Source organism: Flammeovirga sp. EKP202, from assembly GCF_014534745.1.
Lineage (GTDB): Bacteria > Bacteroidota > Bacteroidia > Cytophagales > Flammeovirgaceae > Flammeovirga.
In genome coordinates, this window is sequence record NZ_JACVVP010000008.1 from 180,591 (window position 1) to 201,009 (window position 20,419).

The following is a 20,419-nucleotide window of genomic DNA, read 5'->3' on the forward strand; positions in this document are numbered from 1 at the left end:
TACAGAATAAAAAAACCATTGAAAATACGCATTGTGAATAGACGTCAAATTTTATTTTTTTTCATCCTATTTTTTAGTTCAATAGGTGTCCAAGCTCAATCACAATTCCCTCCATCTTTTGATTTGGCAGGAGATGAGCGTTTTCCAAGCATAACTTCAGATGGGAAAGTGCTCCTTTTTGCACGAGAAAGCGAAGAAGGATTTACTTTTCATTTGTCCAATAAGATTGATGGTAAGTTTATGCCTCCAACTACTTTGATGCTTCCAAAAGATCTGCCTTATCCAACCGGTCCGATGATTAGTTATGATGGACGTTGGATTTACTTTTCAGCGAAAGGACAAACATCGGGTAGTGATATTTATCGTATGAAGAGATGGGGACGCCGACTAGGAAAACCGGAGAAAATTGAAGGGAAAGTAAATACAAGCGGTTATGAAATGTATCCATCATTAACAAAAGATGGAAAAGGACTTTATTTTTCTCGTTTGGATGATGTTTCTGATCCCATGGATTTGAAATATGCTATTTACTATTCTGAGTTGGACAGTGATGGAAAATGGGGAGAACCTGTTAAGTTACCGGAAGGAGTGAATTTGTATAGTGAGAAAGAGCCAAAAATCCTTCCTGATAGTAAAACTTTAATGTTCACTTCTAAGATTAGTGACGAGAGTTTTGATTATGATGTAATGATGGCTAGAAAAAATGAAGATGGTACTTGGTCAGATCCTGAACCAGTTTTATCCATCAATCAAAGTAAACTGAATCACCCTCCTTGTATTGATGGAGTGAGTCAGAAAGCTTATTTTTCTAAGGAAGGGAAGTTGATGGAAATTCCTTTGAATAAAGTAATAGAAACTACGACAGAAGTGAAAAAGGAAGTTGCTTTAAGCAGAAATACAGATACTTCAACACAAAGTGATCAATCTGAGAAAAAAGAAACATCACCTGCAAAAAAGCCTTCTACTGTATCTTCTTTTTCTGACTTAGGTTTTGATATTAAAGATTATGTACCAGAACCTAAATACAAAGCAATTATCATAGGTATCAATACTTATAATGATGGTAAAATTGCCAGTTTGGATAATCCTGAAAAAGATGCTTCATCCTTACAAGAAATTTTGACGACATATTACTCATTTGGGAAAGAGGATGTAAAACTATTGCTTAGCCCTACAAGGGAAAACCTTATTGAAACATTTGATGCCATGATGGAGGAGTCTTCAGAGAATGATCATATCTTGATTTTTTATGCAGGACATGGACATTGGGATCAAAGACGTAAGGCAGGGTATTGGTTGCCTTCAGATGCAAAAGCAAAAAGTACTGCCAACTGGGTGAGAAATTCTACCATAAAAGAATATGTAGCCTCTTTTAAAGCAAAGCACGTGTTGTTAATTTCTGATGCTTGTTTTTCTGGCTCTATTTTCAAAACAAGAGCGGCTTTTGATGGAGCAGATAAATCAATCAAAGCTTTAGAGGACCTGCCGTCTAGAAAAGCGATGACATCGGGTACACTAAAGGAAGTGCCTGATGAAAGTGTATTTGTGAAATATTTACAGAAACGTTTGGTCAGCAATCAAGAAAAATTTATCAGTGCAAGATCATTATTTGATAGCTTTAGAGTTGCAGTAATGAACAACAGTGAAAATGTGCCTCAGTTTGGTGTAATCAATCAAACGGGCGATGAAGGAGGTGGATTTATCTTTATCAGAAAATAATCAAGTGCCATAGAAGTAACATACCATTGTTGATTTTTATAAAACATCACTTTGAGCATAAATTCTTGAGCAAAGAAAACTAAAAAAGAACCGATCTGAATGAAAATTTAAATTCATTTAGTATCGGTTCTTTTTTTTTATTACATTTAAAAATGAATAATCACTCTTTTAATACACTAATTAAAACTTAACTTATGACTGATTCTCAACAAAATTTTATTGAAGGCGTTTGGTTAACTGGCCTTAAAGATGCACATGTTGCTATTGAAGTAGATGACAACGGAAAAGCACAAGGTAGAATTGTTTGGATGGAAAGAGATAAGGAAGAAGATGGAGGTCCAAGAATTGATAAGCTAAACCCAGATTCTTCTTTGAGAGAACGATTATTGGAAGATATGTATATCTTAATTGATTTTGAATACAAAGGCAATGGAACCTGGGAAAATGGGTCAGTTTATGACCCTGATTCAGGAAAAACGTATAGTGGAAGTATTCAGAGTACTGGGCCAAACGTATTAAAAATGAGAGGTTATGTTGGTATCAAACTTTTTGGTAGAACAGAACTTTGGACAAGAGTCAACGATTAATTTTTTTATATAAACCGATGAAGTGAAGAAATCAGGAGCATTCTTCAGATTTATTTTGTTTTAATAATAGATCTATTGATCTGCTAATATTTTCATTTTATCAACATAAACAACACTTTATACACTATGGCATCAGATGCTTTTAAAGACGCGCAAGTAAGAGTCAATCAATTATCAGAAAGACCATCAAATGATGATCTATTGAAGTTGTATGCTTTTTTTAAGCAGGCAACAGAAGGAGATGTGAATACAGAAAGACCTGGAGGTTTCGATTTTAAAGGAAATGCGAAATGGGATGCATGGAAAAAAATTGAAGGGACTTCAGCAGAGGACGCTGAATCGAAATACATCACATTGGTTAATCAATTGGAAGGTTAAGCGCTTAGTGCTTAACTAAAAATAAGTGAAAAAAAAAGTGAAGCCTTAAAACTTCACTTTTTTGTCTTAGTACTTGTCAAAGAAAAATCAACAATTAAGCAATCATACCGCTACCTTTTGAAGGACTTTTGGCAAAGCTTAATCCAGATTTCATCATGCTATTTCCACGGTCAGCAACTCTTTTATCTGCTGGACCTTCTTTATTTACTATTTCTTGAATGACCTCTCTTTCATCAATCAAAGCCAATTGTTCATAAGAAGCATAACCTCTTTTTCGTGCTATTGAATTGATGGCGTCAGAGAACATTTGTCCAGTTTTTACAATCCATTTATTCACCGTCATGTCAATAGCAAAACCCAATCCCATTGCAGAATTGATAAAATCGGTCAATGGCACTGTACTTGATCTAAAGCCACTCGTTTGAATATTGAGCTTGATACCTAAAGCAGGTTTAGCGTAGGCTTTGACTGATTGCTCAATTTGTGCTTTGATCAAATCAGGGTGGAAAGCCGCTCTGATAAACGGTCCATAAAGTTGATGGTCACCACGAAGTGCTTTTTCAGCCTCAATTCCTTTTAGAGTACCACGGTTAGGGAATTGAATAATTAATTCTCCTTGATGAATATCGTTGTTTCTGGTAGTATAAGTTACATCAATTCCTGCTGCTTGGAAAATGGATTTAAAAAGTGCAGGCTGACTTACTTTCATTCGGGCAATGACAGGGGCTAAACCTCTTCCTCCTCCAGCAAATTGAATAAAACCATAAGAGAAAAAGGCTTTATCATAACTGTTGATTGCGTCAAAGTTACCTTCATGACTTGAAACGACTTGCATGGCTTGTGCTAAAGTCGTAGAAAGACCCACATCTGTATAAACTTTTAAAGGTACATTTGAAGGTAACGATTTACCAACATAACCTACTCCATCATAATACTGATTATAACCACTTCTTACAAAATTGGTAAATTCAGCTACTTCTGTTTTTCCTGTAATCGGATGAGGGAATTGTAATCTGAATTTCGTAAACTCTCTTAAGAATTTAAACGTAATATCGTTCGGTTGAATTTCACCATATTTAAATACATTGGTCCCCATCATTTGAGCCCTTGTTGGAGATTCTACCCACCAATTCAATCGATATTTATTTTGCAGATTTTTGATAGCTGCAAGCGTTTTTGGAATACCATTGCCAGGTACTACACCTTCAGACCTTTGAGCAATAGCATGAGCATTTTCGTTATGAATACTTGACAAACTGCCTAATTGTACCAAACGTTGCTGAATTTTCTGAACATCGTCTGGTGACATTCTATAGTTGCTACCAATAGGTCCTCTTAATCCACTTGTGAACACTCCTTTTCCGTCCACTTTATTCAGTTGATAAATACTTCGTCCTTGTTGGTTTTTGATATTATTTGAACCTTGAGAAGGTGCTTGAGTTGTAGAAGATGGAATCATCAATTGCTGCCCAACATAAATTCTACCTTGAGGTAGTTTATTTGCCGCTACTAAAGCTTGAGGAGTAATATTAAACTTCTTCGCAATTTTAGAGATGTAATCACCGGATTGAACAGTATATACCCTAAGGTTGTTGGTAGGGGCAGGGGGAGTCGGTGTAGGATGAACCGGCGGTGGAGGTGTTATTGGATTAACAGGCTTGGCAGTAGATTTTGCAGGTATCTTTAAGGGTTGGCCAATGTAAATTGTAGCATCAATGGCCATATTATTTGCCGCTAAAATCTCAGCAGGGCTACACCCATATTTTCGTCCAATAGCATATAATGATTCACCTCTTTGAACGGTATGTGTTTTACTACTTTCATTTGGAGAAGGAGTTGTTACCTCAGGAGCTACTTTCGGAACACCTTTGACTTTTAATTCTTGTCCAATATAAATAGGGGTACTCCCGTCTAGTCCATTTAAAGCCAATATTTGCTGAGGACTTAGGCCTACTTTTCTAGAAATCTGATATAACGTATCACCTTGTTGTACTGTGTATACAATTTTATCTTGTGTAGTTGGAGTGCTTTTTACAGTAGTGGTTGATGTAATAGGTGTAGTTTTCGGGGCAGCACTAGGTATTTTTAGTGTTTGCCCAATATAAATAGGAGCATTATTTCCTAATCCGTTTTCTTCTAAAATAGCTTGAGGTGTTGTACTGTATTTTCTTGAAATAGCGTACAACGATTCTCCGGCTGAAACCGTATGCGTTTTTTGATCAGGTTGACTGCTTGGAGTAGATGTCGTCGGGGTAGGAGTAATAGTGCTACTACTCGTATTAGAACTATCTTTTGATGGAATCTTTAATACCTGTCCAATATATAAACCATCTGAAGGACTCAATCCGTTGAGCGCCAAAATTTCAGAAGGAGTTACGCCGTATTTTCTTCCAATGGCATACAATGAATCTCCTTTTGCTACAGTATAGGTACTTGTATTCGTTGTACTCGAATTGGAAGGAGGGGGTGTGTTACTATTCGATTTGGCCACAATGATTTCTTGACCAATTTGTAAAGGAGGTGCACTTGACCATCCATTTAAAGCTAATATTTCTTGGGTTGATATATTATTCTTTCTTGAAATACCATATAAAGTATCTCCTGCAACTACAGTATATTTCATAAAAACAATATGTTTTGGCGTATTTTTTTGCTTTGCTTGATAAGGCACATTGATACGATAAGATGTAATGTAATGTTTTAGAAATCTTATACTTAAGGTTTTTTGTTGAATTTAAGCCTATCATCAAGACATTAAAAACTATGTTTCCAAAATGCCCTGATTAAAAAACTTACATAAGTATTATTCTTCCATTAAAAATTCATACATTGTTTAAACAAACACTTATAATATCCATTTTTTACTCAATTTAATCAACATAATTTTGATTCGGTAGAAAATGGAACAGTTTAATACGGTAATTATGAAATACATTTTCATTTTTTATTTTTTATTAGGTTTCGTTTTAACTTCTCACGCCCAAAGCGACAAAAAACTCCAAAAACTTTTAAACAAAGGGAAGTATGATAAAGTGATGACGCAGGGGATGAAAGCGCATCAAAAACAGTATAATGAAGCCTATCCATCTAAATATATGAGTTGGGCATGCTGGTTTAAGGCTCAAGCTTTTCCAAAATTTTCTGACACCCAATGGAAATATCTAAAACGATCAGTGGAACATTATGTGAGGTATGAGAAACTAAAATCTTCCTCTGATAAACCGTTAGCTACTTTAGAAAGTAAACTCACCTTATTTCTAACAGAATTCGGTAAAAAAGCATTAGAGGAGCAGAATGATGAGCGTTTGGAAGAGATCAATCAGCTCAGTGAAAATGTTTTTGTTTTGGAGATTGATGAAACTGCCACTGCGGTAAAAATAGTATCAGTGAAAGAGGATAAAGAATTATTTTCACCATTCTCGTTTACTTACAAAGAAGGTAGTTATGAGACTTTTTTTAAGGCCGAGAATATTAATATACCTCCTTACTTAATAGCAAAAAAAGCGGATGATTATATAGGAGTGCCTTATAAATATGCAAAGGAAAACCCATATGATGGATTTGATTGCTCAGGATTTGTCTTATATGTTTATAAGCAATTTGGAGTTGAGTTTCCACACAATACAAAGAGAATAGCAATGCTGGGTAAAACAATCACTTTAGAGAACGTACAGGAAGGTGATATTGTGTGTTTCGGCTCAAATGATTCTAATGATTATGCTTCTATATCTCATTTAGGAATGATTTATAAAATTGAGAAGGATCAAGTGAAAATGATACATTGTGGTACGAGTACGGGTGTTATTGTAGCTCCTTTAACAGATGGGTATTGGGAATCGAGACCTTATTTTATCAAAAGACTTTTAACTTTAGAGCAAGAGCGATTATTGAAATAAAAACAAAAGCCCACCATTTAATGATGAGCTTTTAATAAAATTACTGTGTGTTTTCTTTTGAGGACTAACCCTCATTCAAAGTGCTTACGAAAATAATATCATAAGATCTAACCAATCAATAATTAAAGTATTATCAAGTAACGAAAAAATAAGAGTATTAAATTTTTATTTGTAATACTAATACAAATTAATTGATTAATAGGTCGTAAAATCTTCTTTTAGGCAATGGAGAAGGTGTGTTTTACACCCTCCCATTGCAAGCAGTAAAAGTGATAGTATACAATAATAAGATAATAGTAAAATTGGGGTAAAAAATGAGTCACCATTAGACATCTGTCTATCCGATGTAAATTTCTTGTATATGGGTTGGGATTTATAAAATCAGTTATTCTAGGTGCTAATCAGTGTGAAATCTCTAGTGATAATAACTGTTAATTGATGTGTTGTGGTTTAATGAACGGAGTGGTTTGAAAAAGGTTGTAAATATTTTCAAATTTATGTTTTTCGATAGCCTTAACCATGTCTAAAAGCGTTTTTTGGAGGTCAATTTACCCTATTTTCGTATGATTATTTCAAGATAAATATTTGAATATTCCAATAATTTGTACTTTTTACATGAGTTGTATAAATTTTTAAAGAAAATGGATTTTTTTGAAAACTATGTGTTGAAACACTAATAATGAAAAATTATTCGAGTTGTATTTAATATGAATTATCAATGAAAACGAATTAAGCTAGGAATCAAAAAAAGAATTTATTGTTATCTTTAATTATATCTTTCAAGATCAAACTATACAAAAATGAAACAACTACTAAAAACAGCTTTACTATTTTTATTATTGAGCCCTGTATATGGTCAAAAAAGCGTTGATATTCCTCAAACGAAGGTTGTCGAGGTTTTTATGGATAAATTACCTTCAAAGCTAGAAGCGTTTAATTTAAAAGATCTTCGATCATCAGGTGATGCCTTTAATGTTAGAATTTGGCAACAACATAGCATTTTTACTCTTAATGATGCTCAAACATCATCTTCTGAATACAAATTACATACGACTAGTCATAGCCCTGTATATACTACGACGGCTTTTTCAAATGAATTAACTGCAGATCTCATAGCCTTTTTTAAATCTTCAGAGGTGATGCAATTACAAAATGATAATACTAGAGGAATCGATGGAAGCTTTGTTTACATTGAAATCGCTACAAAAGAAAAATACAAAGTAGTGAGCTATTGGTCTCCAAAAGCATCAAGAAATAAGGACTGTAAATCAGTGGTAGCCCTATTAGATAATTTATATTCTAAGGTTAATTATGATGATCTAGTGCATACTTTTTTAAATTCACTGGAGCCAGGGGGGTACACATGGGGAATGTCAACTCTTCGAATCGATCGTTTTTTAGGTGATGATATCGAAAAAACAGACTTTTACAATAAAGTAGAAGGAGATATCAAAGAACAGTTGAGTGTTAGTAGTACAACAAACAGATGGGAATACCCACTAGTGATGATCAATGGAGAGCTGTCTAAAATAGCAGATTTAAATCAGTATTCTCTCGAAGAGGTGAAGAAGTTTGATATTATGAAATCGAATGCAGGTTTACAGGCTATTTATGGCACATCTGCAAAACACGGAGTTGTGATTTTAGACACGATATAAAGATGAAGTGGATTCTGCTTTTTAGCTTAATGGTAATAAGTTACCACAAGGTAGAATCTCAAAATATTGATTTTAATAAAAAAGTGACGGTTGATGACCGTCTTTCTGGGAACTATATTTTACAAAATACTCGGAATCAAAAAATAGCTTGGGGTTGTGGGATTTACCTTGATAGTGTGACTATCCATTCTTGTAAGGAACCTCAAACCGTGGTCGTTTTAGTTGGCGATGACAATACAGAAAGCAATAAAAGTGATCATTCTGAAGAGGATTATTACATTGAAAAAGTTACGAACTTCAATTTTTCAGAAGAATCCTTTCAAGTAGATATCGATAAGATTTCCAATTGTTGTCAATACTTTCTTATCGATTACACGATTATAAATGAACAAACGTTAGATTTAATTTCTCAGAGTTATGGAATTGATTGCTCTTGTGATTGTAAATTCAAAATGTCCTTTTATTTCAAAATTTCTGATGCTGAAAAAATGAATAAACTTAAGAATATCACAATCAACGGAGATGGAAATTATAAAATAATGATATGACAAAAATTAGACTCATTTATGGTCTCCAATTTATAGAGTAATATATTCAATAGAGAGTTTTGCTTTCAATAAGGTCGGTAAAAATATTTTGTCAATTTGTTGATTCTTATTACATTCATTGAAAGACAACACAACATTGAGATCAAAGTATAACATCGATCTTAAGCCAATTTTTTATTTAACTTACTATTTTAATGCAAACCTTAATCGATTACTTTTCTACGATGCCTTCTTCTCATCGATCTATATTATTGGTAGGTGGAATTATGTTCTTTTGGGTCATAGAAGGTTTTCAGCCGTTATTCCAATTTACAGGCCACAACAAATGGAAGCACGCATTAACCAATATATTTTTTACCCTCACAACAGCAGTGATCAATTTATCATTAGCATTTGTAATGGTGAAAGTTTCAGATTGGACTTTAGCTCATCATTTTGGTTATATGCAATGGATGTCTGATTTTCCGTTACCTATTGTTTTGATTACGGGATTGGCTTTAATGGATCTAATCAGTGCTTATAGTATCCATTATTTGAATCATAAAATTAAGTGGTTTTGGCTTTTTCATTTGATTCATCACACTGACACACATGTAGACACTACAACTGCAAACCGACATCATCCAGGAGAGAGTGTATTAAGATTATTCGCGACAATTTTAGGCGTTTTATTCATTGGAGCACCTATTTGGATGGTTTTCTTGTATCAGTCGCTTTCAGTGATGCTTTCTCAGTTCAATCATGCCAATATTGTGTTACCGAAAAAGTTAGACCGGGTATTGAGTTGGGTGATAGTGACACCCAATATGCATCATGTTCATCACCATTATCAACAACCACTTACGGACACAAATTATGGTAACATTTTCTCCATTTGGGATCGAGTTTTTGGTACTTACGCTGAAGCAGATAATAGTTCTTTAGTCTATGGTGTTGATACGCACATGAAACCTGAAGAAAATAGCAGGATTGCTAACCTTCTCAAAATACCATTTCAGGCGTATAGAGACAATACGAGGAGGAATGAAAATAATGAATGGGATAATGCTTGATGGTATAACTATCGATTATTTTTCTTATAAATCATAGATTCCATTTCTACAGCTTCTAAGAAATCTTTCCATTGTTCTTCTTTCTCTTCTAGATCAACATTGAGGGACATAAGGTGCTCCTCAATTGTTTTTTTCAACACAAAAGAAGAGTCATTCAAATACATTGCATGATTTCTATAATCAATGTTATAGATCAATAGAATATTTTCGGTAATGTCTTTCTTATCTTGAAAGTCAAAACCAACAGTATAACTTGAAATAATATCGTTCAAAGAGATGGTCAATTGTGCGTCATACTCTTTTGAAATAATTTTCTGTATACTTTCAATATGATTGGCATAAGTCATATTAAAAATGGGTTAAAAGGTCTTTTATTTAATTTGGCATGAATAGTTCTGATTTTGCTTTAACTCAAATATACAAGAGGAATAGCATATGAAACAATGAAGTTGACTAAACAATAACAATCTTTTAGTGAAGAGATTTTAATAACAATCTACATTTTGTATTCCTTAAGTATTTAATTAGAAAATAAAGTGAAATATATAATCAAGTAAATTTCAATCGGTTGCATATTGAAGACAAAAAAGAGCCAATGAAGGCTCTCTATTGTATAATTTGTTATGAGTTCTTCTTTACAAACTTACTAAGAATGACGATGTGCTGACCATTTACCCTTCCTTCTATGTGTTCGGGGTTGTCATGTACTAAAGTAATATTTCTAACAGCAGTTCCTCTTTTAGCAGTGAAGTTAGCACCTTTCACATTTAGGTCTTTTGTTAATACTACACTATCTCCATTGGAAAGAATAGCACCATTGCTGTCTTTATGAATCACCTTATCGCTTTCATCAACTCCTTCTCCTGTTGCTTCTGCCCATGCTTGTGTATCTTCATCAAGGTAAAGCATGTCAAGTAAATCTTGTGGCCAGCCTTCACTTTTTAAACGAGAAAGCATTCTCCAAGCTAATACTTGAACGGCAGGGTTTTCATTCCACATACTGTCATTCAAGCATCTCCAGTGATTAGCATCCATTTTTTCTTTATCATTAATTTGCTCTTGGCATGTAGAGCAAATATAGGCATGATCAACGCTGTCTGATGAATTTTTTGGTTCAACTAAAAAAGGAGATACATGTTCCGTAGATCCACATAGTTCACAAACACCATTGCTTCTTTTCTGAAGTTCTTTTTCTAAACTCATTTTAGGATATATATTTTAAATCTTGCTTAGCTTCATAAAACATATCAAAATTGCTGAAAAAATAAGGGATATGATAATTCATAAAGGAATATTAATGGAATGCCACTATTTTTTATTTTGAGTATTCAATTTTAATAACACAATTTTAGGTGAAATTTCATCAAAAATTCCCTTTCAAGGAAGTAAGAGTTAGTAATTTTAGGTTCGTATGATATAAAATAATCTAGAGGATGAATAATACCAAGGTACTTGAAGGTAGTGTGTTAAATGTATTCTTGTCGTTTTCAATACCAACAGTATTGGGAATGTTGGCAGTGACGTCAGCGGGTATAATTGATGGAATTTTTGTGGGAAATTATGTTGGAGCAGAAGCTTTGGCTGCTATTTCTTTATGTTCTCCTATCTACTCTTTGCTATTTGGACTTCCGATCCTTTTTTCGGTAGGAGGTGAGGTATTTTGTGGTAAATATATTGGTGAAGGGAAGATTGAGAAAGCTCAAATTATTTTCACAAATATCTTTGCCATTATAGCGGTAATCAGCTTTATATTGACTTTTTTAGGATTGTTTTTTATTGAAGAAATTGCTGATTTTTTAGGAGCGGATCATTCCATTAAACCATTAGTAGTTAACTATTTGCAAATTATTATCAGCATGTCTCCTGTTTTATCGTGTTATGCGTTAACGTATTTTACACGTGTAGATGGAAAGCCTAATTTGAGTTTTATCTCTTTACTTCTAGTGGCTTTGATTAATACAATTTTGGATTATGTATTTATCGTAAAATTGAATTGGGGAGTAAAAGGCGCTGCTTTGGGAACATCTTTATCGTATTTTGTATTGCCAATATTATTAATTCCACCATTTATAAAAGGAAATGGAAACTTGAAGTTTAGGTTTAAAAAGTTAGAATGGAAGATTTTTAGTGCGATTTCCTATAATGGTTCCTCTGAGTTTTTAAGTGAATTGTCAGGTGGCTTTTTATTTTACCTTATCAATTTACAAATGATAAAATACTATGGCAATGTAGGTGTAGCGGCTTATGCCATTGTAGGTTACTTGATGTACTTTATGATAATGCTCTGTTATGGTATGTCAGATGCATTGAAATCCATCGTGAGTGTGAACTTTGGTGCACAATTGATAGATAGGGTAAAGAGCTTCTTAAAAATAGCATTAGTGACGGCTGTTGTTTTAGGTGGATTACTTGCTTTGACAACGACCTTATTTGTGGATCAATTTATAGACTTGTTCTTAGAAAATGATAGCCCATCAACGAAGGTTTTAACAAGTCAGTTTATACTATCAGCAGCACCAATAGTGGTGATTTTAGGTGTTAATATTCTACTTTCGGCATTTTTCACTTCATTACATCATCCCAAACCTTCATTAATTATTTCTTTATTGAGAACATTGGTTTTACCAGTGGGACTAATCCTCCTGCTAACTCATTTTTATGGAGGTGAAGGGATCATCAATGCGATAGTATTGTCAGAAGTATTAACATTATGTGTTTCAGGTTTTTTATATTGGAAATATTTAAGACAATTATAAAAATGAAGTCTTCAAACTTAAAGTTGAAGACTTCATACATTGTGAACTAAGTTTTCGATTATTTATGGTATTTAGAAATCATTGGATTTCTTCTGATTTACAGAGCATAAATGCTGCTAATACTCAAAATTCCCCCCAGTGGGTTTTCTACTCTTTTAGTTTAGTAGTTCTAACCCCGGCCTTGAAGGGAAAAGCGTTAAGAATTTCATGAATTAAGCCGTTAAAAATGATTTTGCTGTTTGAGCGCAGCGAGTTTAAAATCATTTAGGCGAAAGGAATGAAATTTAGCTTTTGCATTCAAAGCCTTGACTTTTTTGCTTCGTTTTTGTGTTAAGACAAAAATGAAGAAGAAGGAAACATGAGAGTAGTTCTTATCAAAGCTTGTAGAAACACCGATTGTAAGCTAAGGAAAACTTAGTTTACAGTATGTTTCATTTGTACTTATTCAAAAGGGTTAGAATGATTCGGATTATTGATAAATTCTTCATCTGTTAATAAATGAAGAAAAGCAATAATGGCTTCTTTTTCCTTTTGAGTAAGGTGTAGTTTTATAGGATCACCTGGGAAAATAGGTTCATTGCTAGCCTCTTGGATCAAAGGATCAAGCGTTCTACTTTTCTTAACATGTTCATCATAATGTTCCAATACTTCATCTAAGGTATTGAATCTTCCATCATGCATGTAAGGTGCCGTTAAGGCTATATTCCTTAATGTCGGAGCTTTGAATTTTCCTTTGTCAAATTCATTTTCGGTTACACTCATCAAACCCTCTTTCAGATTGGTGTCATCGTCTAGTCCATTATTATGAAATCCTCTGAAACTGACTGGGTCACCTGATGTAAGTACCCCAAGATGGCAATCGCCGCAATTACCCCCACGGATTTCACCGGCAATAGGATGAGTAAGGAAGAGGTCCATTCCTAACTTCTCTTGTTCAGTAGGAGTATAGGTTCCTTTGACGATTTGATCGTACTTTGAATTCGATGAAATCAAGGTTCTTTCGAACTGAGCGATTGCTTTACCTACTTTCTCTGCAGTAATTTCAGAACTTCCAAATGCAAGGTTAAACATCGGAGGATATTTCTCGTCTTGTGATAGTCTTTCAACTACTTCTGCTAATGTCATATCCATTTCCAAAGGATTCTCAATTGGATCTAGTGCTTGACTTTCTATACTTGGTGCACGACCATCCCAGAAGAATTTGCCGGTCCACATCAAGTTGACAGTAGACATACTACTGAAGTCGCCTGTTCTGCCATGAATGCCCTCAGCTTTCGCTTTACCATCCGTAAAGGCCAATTGTTGTTGATGACAGGTGCCACAAGATGTAGAGTAATCCCTTGATAATTGAGGGTCGTAGAAAAGCATTCTCCCCAACTCAACACCTTTGACAGTCATTGGGTTATCTTCCGGTAAAACGTATTGTTTACCAAAATGTGCTGGGATATCTAAAACATAAGGTGGGTTGTTGATCGGTTCTGACTCCTCACAACTGGATAATAAGGATAAAAGCAACGGTAAAAAGATGAATTTTCTAGATTGCATGTTACTTTGGTTTGTTATGAAAATACAATTTTTTTATGAATAATAAAATTGTTTGTAGAAGGCGTTATCACAACCTTGTTGCATCTTTGTTAATTATTGAAAAGATATTGGAAAGCTGTATTCTCTGTTGTAAACTTGCAACTATATATAAACATCAAGACACCTTTTTGTAAGAAAAGGTACCAACCGAGCATGTAAAAGCCACGGTGGTAAAATAGATGTGGTCTGATTCACGACAAAAAAACAGAATCCCCCCTTCTTAAATTATGCTTGATGTTTGTACTGTTCAACATTATAAACATTAAAAAAATGCTAGAAAAATCACCTTTCGATTTAAATTTAAAAGAGTGTTATGACATTTTGAAGGACAAGTTTGTAACTAATCCTTCAGAGGTGAAATATAGAAATTTGACAATGCTACAAGCAGAAAGACTTTTAGGATTAAGAAATACTAATGATCATTCAAGTCCTAAATTATATGGACATCATTTATTAGTAAAGATAGAAGAAAGATTAGGCTAGTGCTTTTCTAAAGTAGTGATTAGGAAGCCAAACAATGAAGGTAGTTCCTTGATCTACTCTAGAAATAATGGATAAGTGACCTCTTAATCTTTTAATAGTTTGATCTACAATATAAAGTCCAATTCCTGAACCTACATATTCAGTGTGAGCTCTAAAAAACATTTCTGTTACTCTGTGGATGTATTCTTGTGGAATGCCGATCCCGTTGTCTTCAAAGATGATACAGGTGTCATTTTCTTCCACATTAATAGAAATGTTTAAGAGGTTTTTCTCATTGAAGCGGTTTCTACTTCTGAATTGGAAAGCATTATGAATGATATTTTGAACTATAGAAGTGACTTTTTTAATGTCACTAATGAAAGAGAAATTTTGATTAGAACTGATTGTAACCTCAAGTTTTTGATCTAGTGCATCTGAGGTAGATTGGATTGTATCTCTTATTAATTGTTCAATTTCAATGGTTACATTATCATTGGGTGTTCTTGCAATTCTAGCAAATTCCAAGATCTCACTGATAAAGTTGTCCATTTTTTCTAAGCTTTTTTGCTGAAGTTCTAATTGGCTTTTGACTTCTTCAATTTGATGCTCCTGTTGGCTGACAAAAACGAGCCCTAGAGCGGAGGCTAGGGGAGCCCTTAAATCATGAGAGATATGATAAATTAACGCATCAAGTTCATTATTGGATTTTTGTAGCAGAAGTTGAGTATGCCTAAGACGGTCCTGTTGCTTCTTCAAGATTGATTCTTGTCGAAAGCGGTCGGAGATATCTTTTCCTATAATTTTAAAACTTTTGGTAGAGGATTGGTAAATTACTTTAATCATTAAAGTAAAAATCCGATGTTTATCTCTTTTAAATCTAATTTTTTCGGATTGAGTAGTCATGGTAGATTTAGCTTTCAAAATTAATTTTTCAAGCAATTCATAATCATTCCCAAAAACATAATCCATAATATGTGCTTTGGATCGTCCAAGCTTGTCTTCCCATGCTACATTACCTTTCTGAATATTCCATAGTCCATCTAGATTCACCATTAAATCAAAGGATTCTTGAAAACTGACTTCATTAAGGTTTTGTGAAGCGGTTGTATCTTCAATTTGTCTGATTAGTAATTTATAAGTATCAACAAGGGGCTGTAAATGTAATGCAAAATCGTCATCAAACTTCTCTTTTTTATCGCAAAGTCCAATAACTCCAATAAGCTCTTTATCAATGTGTATGGGTATCAACAAATAAGATGACCAAGGGAGACCTCTTATAATTCGGTCATCATCGTAATGTAAAATAGGGTGTACTAGGTGTTCTGTATATTTTAAAAAATAATGTGCTTTCGATACTTCTTCAAACGGTAGTGTATTTTCTAATATGGCCTTATTAAAGATATTTAAACTATCAAATCTTACCTTTTTTTCCATCAAATACTTATAGTTTTTTATACCATCTTGATGGTCAAGTAAGCCTATAAATCCATATTTACAATTGGACGCTTTAGTTAAATTTTCTATACTTTCTTGGAGTATTTTTAATGGTTTTTTATTGGATAATAAATGATTATTGATATCAGCTATAAGCCGAAGTATCATACTATCCAAATGGGAATATTGGGGCATTACATTAACGAATTTATTGTTGATGCTTATAGAACATCAAAAATTAAGAAGAAGTTGTTTTTGCTTTATCTTGAACTTTTTTTGAATGTAATATTTGAAGGAGAGTAGTAGGTTTAGAAAAGGTGAATGATTACCATTTGAAAAAATTCATACAATTCTGAATTGACCTATTTTGATTGATTATCCTTCTTTGAGTGTGCTGAGTACTATGGGTTAGTATTTTTTTTATATTCTTAAAAAGAGAAATAATGCCTTCAACACGTTTGCTTACAGAAGTAAGAAAATAGAATAAATAATGAATGAAACCTCAAAAAAGAAAAAGAGAATTGAAAACGCACTAATCTATTTTAGTGGATATTCTCAATTCCCCTTTGAATTATTGCTAGGTAATCAAATGTCAATTAATTTCTAATTCTCACGTTTCGAGGTCTATTGGTTCCTTTTTGACCTTGACGTTCACTTGCTCTTTCAGCTCTTTTGAAGCGAACTTCTTCAGAGTCTTCTTGTGCTGATTTACTTACACTGAGAATTATTCCAACCGTCATACCCGTGAAAAGTAACGAGGTACCACCCATACTAATCAAAGGAAGAGGTAGACCAGTAAGGGGCAATAAACCAACTACAACTCCCATATGTACGAAAGCTTGAAGAATGAGACTGAAGGTAAGCCCCGCAGCTAATAATCCTCCAAAGGCCTTCTGACTATTGGCGACAATAGTGATACCCCGGTAGAGCAAAGTCAGATACAAGCCGATAATGATAATAGCACCAAACATACCGTATTCTTCTACAATGATTGCGAAAACAAAATCAGAGTAGGAGTGTGGTAAAAAGTTTCTTTGTGTACTATCACCAATTCCTTTCCCTAGGAAACCTCCTGTTGAAATGGCAATATATGATTGTTCTGCCTGATAAGGTAGTTCTGATTCACTCATAAAAGACGAAAGACGACTGACCGCAGTTCCTCCTCTTTGACCAAATTGATAGACAAACAAACCTGCCATAGCTCCAATCACTAAAAGCATCAAAAGGTATTTGATCGGTACTCTACCAATAAATAATTGAAGCATGATCGTAAGGAAAAGGAGTGAGGCGGTTGATATATCTGAGACCCCAATCAGACCACAAATAATACCTGTCCAAATCAGCAGTGGTACAATGGCTTTGTTGAATTCACCGATATCTCTTTGTCTTTTCCAAAGCATGGCAGCCATGTTGGTAATTAGTGCCAAACGGGCTAAATCGGAAGGCTGGAACGTGAAATTGATCAAAGGGATATTGATCCATCTTGAAGCACTGTTGATTTCCGAACCAAATAACCATGTGAAAATCAGAAGCGGAATGGAAAGTAATAGGGCATACCTCGATAGTCTTGAATAATAGACATAATCAATTCTATGACAAATAAACGCACCTATTAATCCAATAAAAACCAAAGTGGAATGACGAAGCAGGTAATGTTCATTATCTCCTCCAGCCTGCATATAAGCAAGTGATCCTGTAGCACTATAAACCACAAGTACTGAAAACATGGATAATGTAATCATCACTGCCCAAATAATGCTATCTCCTTCAAGTTTCTTTAAGATCTTTTCCATCTTCTAATTTTCTTATAATTCAAGTTCTTTTACTTCCTTGATAAATTCATCACCTCTAGCCATGTAGTTTTTGAACAAATCAAAACTAGCACAAGCCGGTGAAAGAAGTACAATATCTTTATCAGAAGCATGTTTTTTCGCTAGTTGTATAGCCTCTTTCATGCTTTGTGTTTCTTCTGTTGGAATAATGGCAGAAAAATCGTTTTTCAACTTCTCATTATCAACACCCAAACAAATCAATGCTTTTACATTTTCTTTTACAATGTCAACCAATGGAGCATAGTCGTTGCCTTTATCCGTACCTCCAGCAATCCAAACGATAGGTTGCTTGAAGCTTTGCAAAGCAAATAAAGCCGCTTCAACATTGGTTGCTTTTGAGTCATTGACATAAGTGACCTGATTAATCTCAGCCACTTCTTGCAAACGATGAGGTTCTCCGACAAAAGAAGGTAATGCCTTTTGAATGTCTTCTGCTGTTACTCCAGCATTCAAAGCACTCAAGATGGCTGCACTCATGTTCCAAGCATTGTGAGGTCCCTTCAATGGTAAATTATCAAAAGTAAGTACTTGACCATTAAATGGAATTTCCAATGTGTCACCTTTCAAAAATTCGTTGGTAAAAGGAACTGCTTTTGGAACAATATTTTTAGTAGTGACTACTTCGTTTGTGACTTTATCATCTTTTCCGTAGATAAAAACATCGTCATCAGTCAAGTTTTCAATGATTCTGAATTTTGAGTCTGCATATTTATCAATGCTGTACTCATAACGATCCAAGTGATCTGGCGTAATATTCAAAATCAAAGAAATAGTGGGATGGAAAGTTTCAATATCATCAAGTTGGAAACTACTTATTTCCAACACATACCAATCGTATTTTTTTTCTAAAACCTCTTTTGCGAAGCTGATGCCAATGTTACCCGCTAAACCTGCATTGATACCTGATTTTGACAGTAAGTGGTGGATCAGTTTAGTGGTCGTTGTCTTACCGTTTGTACCAGTGATTGCAATTATTTTAGCATCAGTATACAAAGACGCAAATTCGATTTCAGAATAAATCTTACTTCCGTTTTTTCTCAGTTGTTGAATGATGGGTACTGTATCAGGAATACCTGGCGATTTTACAACGATGGAAGCATCTTTTGGCGCTAAATCATGGCTTCCTTCTTCAAAAGGGATTTCTTCAGCAGTGAGAACATCCTTTTGTTCTTGAGGAATTTTACCATAATCAGATACAAAAACATCATATCCTTTTGCTTTAGCTAAACGAGCCGCTCCAATTCCACTTTCTCCAGCACCTAATACTAATAAAGTATCCATGATAATTATCTGATTTTAAGCGTAAGAATTGTAGTAATGGCCAATAAGATACTAATGATCCAGAAACGTGTGACAATTTTTGGCTCAGGGATATCTTTCTTTTGATAGTGATGATGTAAAGGAGCCATTAAAAATATTCGGCGTCCTTCTCCATATTTCTTTTTGGTGTATTTAAAGTAAAATACCTGAATGATCACTGATAAATTTTCAATTAAGAATACACCACATAGTAATGGAATCATCAATTCTTTTCTTAATACAATGGCCAAAGAGGCAATAACACCACCTAATGCTAAACTACCTGTATCACCCATGAATACTTGGGCAGGGAAGGCATTGTACCATAAGAAACCAACACAAGCACCTACCAAAGCCGTGGCAAAGATTGAAATCTCACCGGAGTTAGGAATATACATAATATTCAAGTAGTCGGAGAAGATAATGTTACCGGAGAGGTAGGCGAATATAGCGAGGGCCGTGGCAATAATAGCAGAGGTACCTGCGGCTAAACCATCAAGACCATCTGTAATGTTGGCACCATTAGACACTGCCGTGATGATAAAAATGACCAATAATACATAAGCGATGTGTGAAATGGTTTCGCTATGTAGTAATTGAGAATAATTTAATGTATTGTGTTTTAAGAAAGGAACCGTAGTCTCCAACGATTTTACATCTTGGAAGTCCACGCCTTCTTTTAATTTTACAACAGGTTTTGATCTGTCAATATTTTCGGAAAACTGACGAACTTTTACATCAGAGTTAGTGACCAAAGTGACACCGACAATCAGTCCTAAACCGATCTGACCAATGATTTTGAATTTACCACTTAAACCGTCTTTGTTCTTCTTTACCCTTTTTAAATAATCGTCCAAGAAACCAATCGCACCCGTCCATAGAATGGTAATTAAAAGCAATTGGATATAAACGTTGGTTAAATCAGCAACTAATAATACTGGGAAAACAACAGCACCGATAATGATGATACCACCCATAGTAGGTGTTCCTTGCTTTTCCATTTGTCCTGCTAAGCCCAGATTACGAACAATCTCGCCCATCTGTAACTTTTGTAATTTTTGTATGATTGGTTTACCAAAAATACCAATATATGCCATCGATAAGATTGTCGCCACCATTGCTCTGAAGGTAATGTACCTGAAGAGACCGGCGCCCATCATATCGTATTTATCATGTAGAAATTCGAATAAGTGATATAACATGTTCTATTTTTT

At 34.3% G+C, this 20,419-nt stretch carries 17 protein-coding genes and 1 riboswitch; of the genes, 9 read left to right on the top strand and 8 right to left on the bottom strand.

Annotated elements, in window-relative coordinates:
• The first annotated feature begins 33 nt into the window (after positions 1 to 33).
• The 3 genes from IC221_RS29875 to IC221_RS07175 all read left to right on the top strand — a co-directional run bounded on the left by IC221_RS29875 (position 34) and on the right by IC221_RS07175 (position 2,684).
• Complete coding sequence (locus IC221_RS29875; protein ID WP_188168299.1) at positions 34 to 1,719, top strand: caspase family protein; 1,686 nt, start codon at positions 34 to 36, stop codon at positions 1,717 to 1,719.
• Between the two features lie 194 nt (positions 1,720 to 1,913).
• Positions 1,914 to 2,306, top strand: coding sequence for a DUF2147 domain-containing protein (locus IC221_RS07170; protein WP_044202719.1), 393 nt, complete (start codon positions 1,914 to 1,916; stop codon positions 2,304 to 2,306).
• 126 nt (positions 2,307 to 2,432) lie between these two features.
• A complete protein-coding gene (locus IC221_RS07175) occupies positions 2,433 to 2,684 on the top strand; it encodes an acyl-CoA-binding protein (protein WP_044202716.1) in 252 nt (83 codons plus the stop codon).
• 94 nt (positions 2,685 to 2,778) lie between these two features.
• On the opposite strand, the gene IC221_RS07180 is transcribed toward IC221_RS07175, so the two are convergent.
• A complete protein-coding gene (locus tag IC221_RS07180; RefSeq protein WP_188168300.1) occupies positions 2,779 to 5,307 on the bottom strand; it encodes a LysM peptidoglycan-binding domain-containing protein in 2,529 nt (842 codons plus the stop codon).
• Between the two features lie 277 nt (positions 5,308 to 5,584).
• Between IC221_RS07180 and IC221_RS07185 the strand changes: the two genes are divergently transcribed.
• From IC221_RS07185 to IC221_RS07200, 4 genes are all read left to right on the top strand, one after another.
• Complete coding sequence (locus IC221_RS07185; protein WP_188168301.1) at positions 5,585 to 6,580, top strand: C40 family peptidase; 996 nt, start codon at positions 5,585 to 5,587, stop codon at positions 6,578 to 6,580.
• Positions 6,581 to 7,380: 800 nt separating this feature from the next.
• Complete coding sequence (locus tag IC221_RS07190) at positions 7,381 to 8,238, top strand: hypothetical protein (RefSeq protein WP_188168302.1); 858 nt, start codon at positions 7,381 to 7,383, stop codon at positions 8,236 to 8,238.
• Positions 8,239 to 8,240: 2 nt separating this feature from the next.
• Positions 8,241 to 8,786, top strand: a complete 546-nt coding sequence (locus IC221_RS07195; protein ID WP_188168303.1) for a hypothetical protein — start codon at positions 8,241 to 8,243, stop codon at positions 8,784 to 8,786.
• A gap of 194 nt (positions 8,787 to 8,980) precedes the next feature.
• On the top strand, positions 8,981 to 9,838 hold the full coding sequence (locus IC221_RS07200) for a sterol desaturase family protein (RefSeq protein ID WP_188168304.1): 858 nt from the start codon (positions 8,981 to 8,983) through the stop codon (positions 9,836 to 9,838).
• Between the two features lie 8 nt (positions 9,839 to 9,846).
• Here the strand turns inward: IC221_RS07200 and IC221_RS07205 are convergent, their stop codons facing one another.
• The gene (locus IC221_RS07205; RefSeq protein ID WP_188168305.1) at positions 9,847 to 10,185 is read right to left on the bottom strand and encodes a hypothetical protein; all 339 of its coding nucleotides are present in this window, start codon (positions 10,183 to 10,185) and stop codon (positions 9,847 to 9,849) included.
• A gap of 274 nt (positions 10,186 to 10,459) precedes the next feature.
• Positions 10,460 to 11,041 carry an alkylphosphonate utilization protein gene (locus IC221_RS07210; protein ID WP_188168306.1) on the bottom strand — a complete coding sequence of 194 codons (582 nt, stop codon included), beginning with the start codon at positions 11,039 to 11,041 and terminating at the stop codon, positions 10,460 to 10,462.
• A gap of 230 nt (positions 11,042 to 11,271) precedes the next feature.
• On the opposite strand from IC221_RS07210, the gene IC221_RS07215 reads away from it, so the two are divergent.
• A complete protein-coding gene (locus tag IC221_RS07215; RefSeq protein ID WP_188168307.1) occupies positions 11,272 to 12,594 on the top strand; it encodes an MATE family efflux transporter in 1,323 nt (440 codons plus the stop codon).
• Between the two features lie 441 nt (positions 12,595 to 13,035).
• Here the strand turns inward: IC221_RS07215 and IC221_RS07220 are convergent, their stop codons facing one another.
• The gene (locus IC221_RS07220) at positions 13,036 to 14,139 is read right to left on the bottom strand and encodes a cytochrome-c peroxidase (RefSeq protein WP_188168308.1); all 1,104 of its coding nucleotides are present in this window, start codon (positions 14,137 to 14,139) and stop codon (positions 13,036 to 13,038) included.
• Between the two features lie 146 nt (positions 14,140 to 14,285).
• Positions 14,286 to 14,392, top strand: a riboswitch (SAM-I-IV-variant riboswitch).
• A gap of 56 nt (positions 14,393 to 14,448) precedes the next feature.
• On the opposite strand from IC221_RS07220, the gene IC221_RS07225 reads away from it, so the two are divergent.
• Positions 14,449 to 14,661, top strand: coding sequence for a hypothetical protein (locus IC221_RS07225; RefSeq protein WP_188168309.1), 213 nt, complete (start codon positions 14,449 to 14,451; stop codon positions 14,659 to 14,661).
• On the opposite strand, the gene IC221_RS07230 is transcribed toward IC221_RS07225, so the two are convergent.
• From IC221_RS07230 to mraY, 4 genes are all read right to left on the bottom strand, one after another.
• A complete protein-coding gene (locus IC221_RS07230; RefSeq protein WP_188168310.1) occupies positions 14,653 to 16,242 on the bottom strand; it encodes a HAMP domain-containing sensor histidine kinase in 1,590 nt (529 codons plus the stop codon). The genes IC221_RS07225 and IC221_RS07230 overlap by 9 nt on opposite strands.
• 428 nt (positions 16,243 to 16,670) lie before the next feature.
• Positions 16,671 to 17,867 carry an FtsW/RodA/SpoVE family cell cycle protein gene (locus IC221_RS07235; RefSeq protein ID WP_188168311.1) on the bottom strand — a complete coding sequence of 399 codons (1,197 nt, stop codon included), beginning with the start codon at positions 17,865 to 17,867 and terminating at the stop codon, positions 16,671 to 16,673.
• A gap of 12 nt (positions 17,868 to 17,879) precedes the next feature.
• Positions 17,880 to 19,187, bottom strand: coding sequence for a UDP-N-acetylmuramoyl-L-alanine--D-glutamate ligase (murD, locus tag IC221_RS07240; protein WP_188168312.1), 1,308 nt, complete (start codon positions 19,185 to 19,187; stop codon positions 17,880 to 17,882).
• A 5-nt stretch (positions 19,188 to 19,192) separates the two neighbouring features.
• A complete protein-coding gene (gene mraY / locus IC221_RS07245) occupies positions 19,193 to 20,407 on the bottom strand; it encodes a phospho-N-acetylmuramoyl-pentapeptide-transferase (protein WP_188168313.1) in 1,215 nt (404 codons plus the stop codon).
• Positions 20,408 to 20,419: the final 12 nt, after the last annotated feature.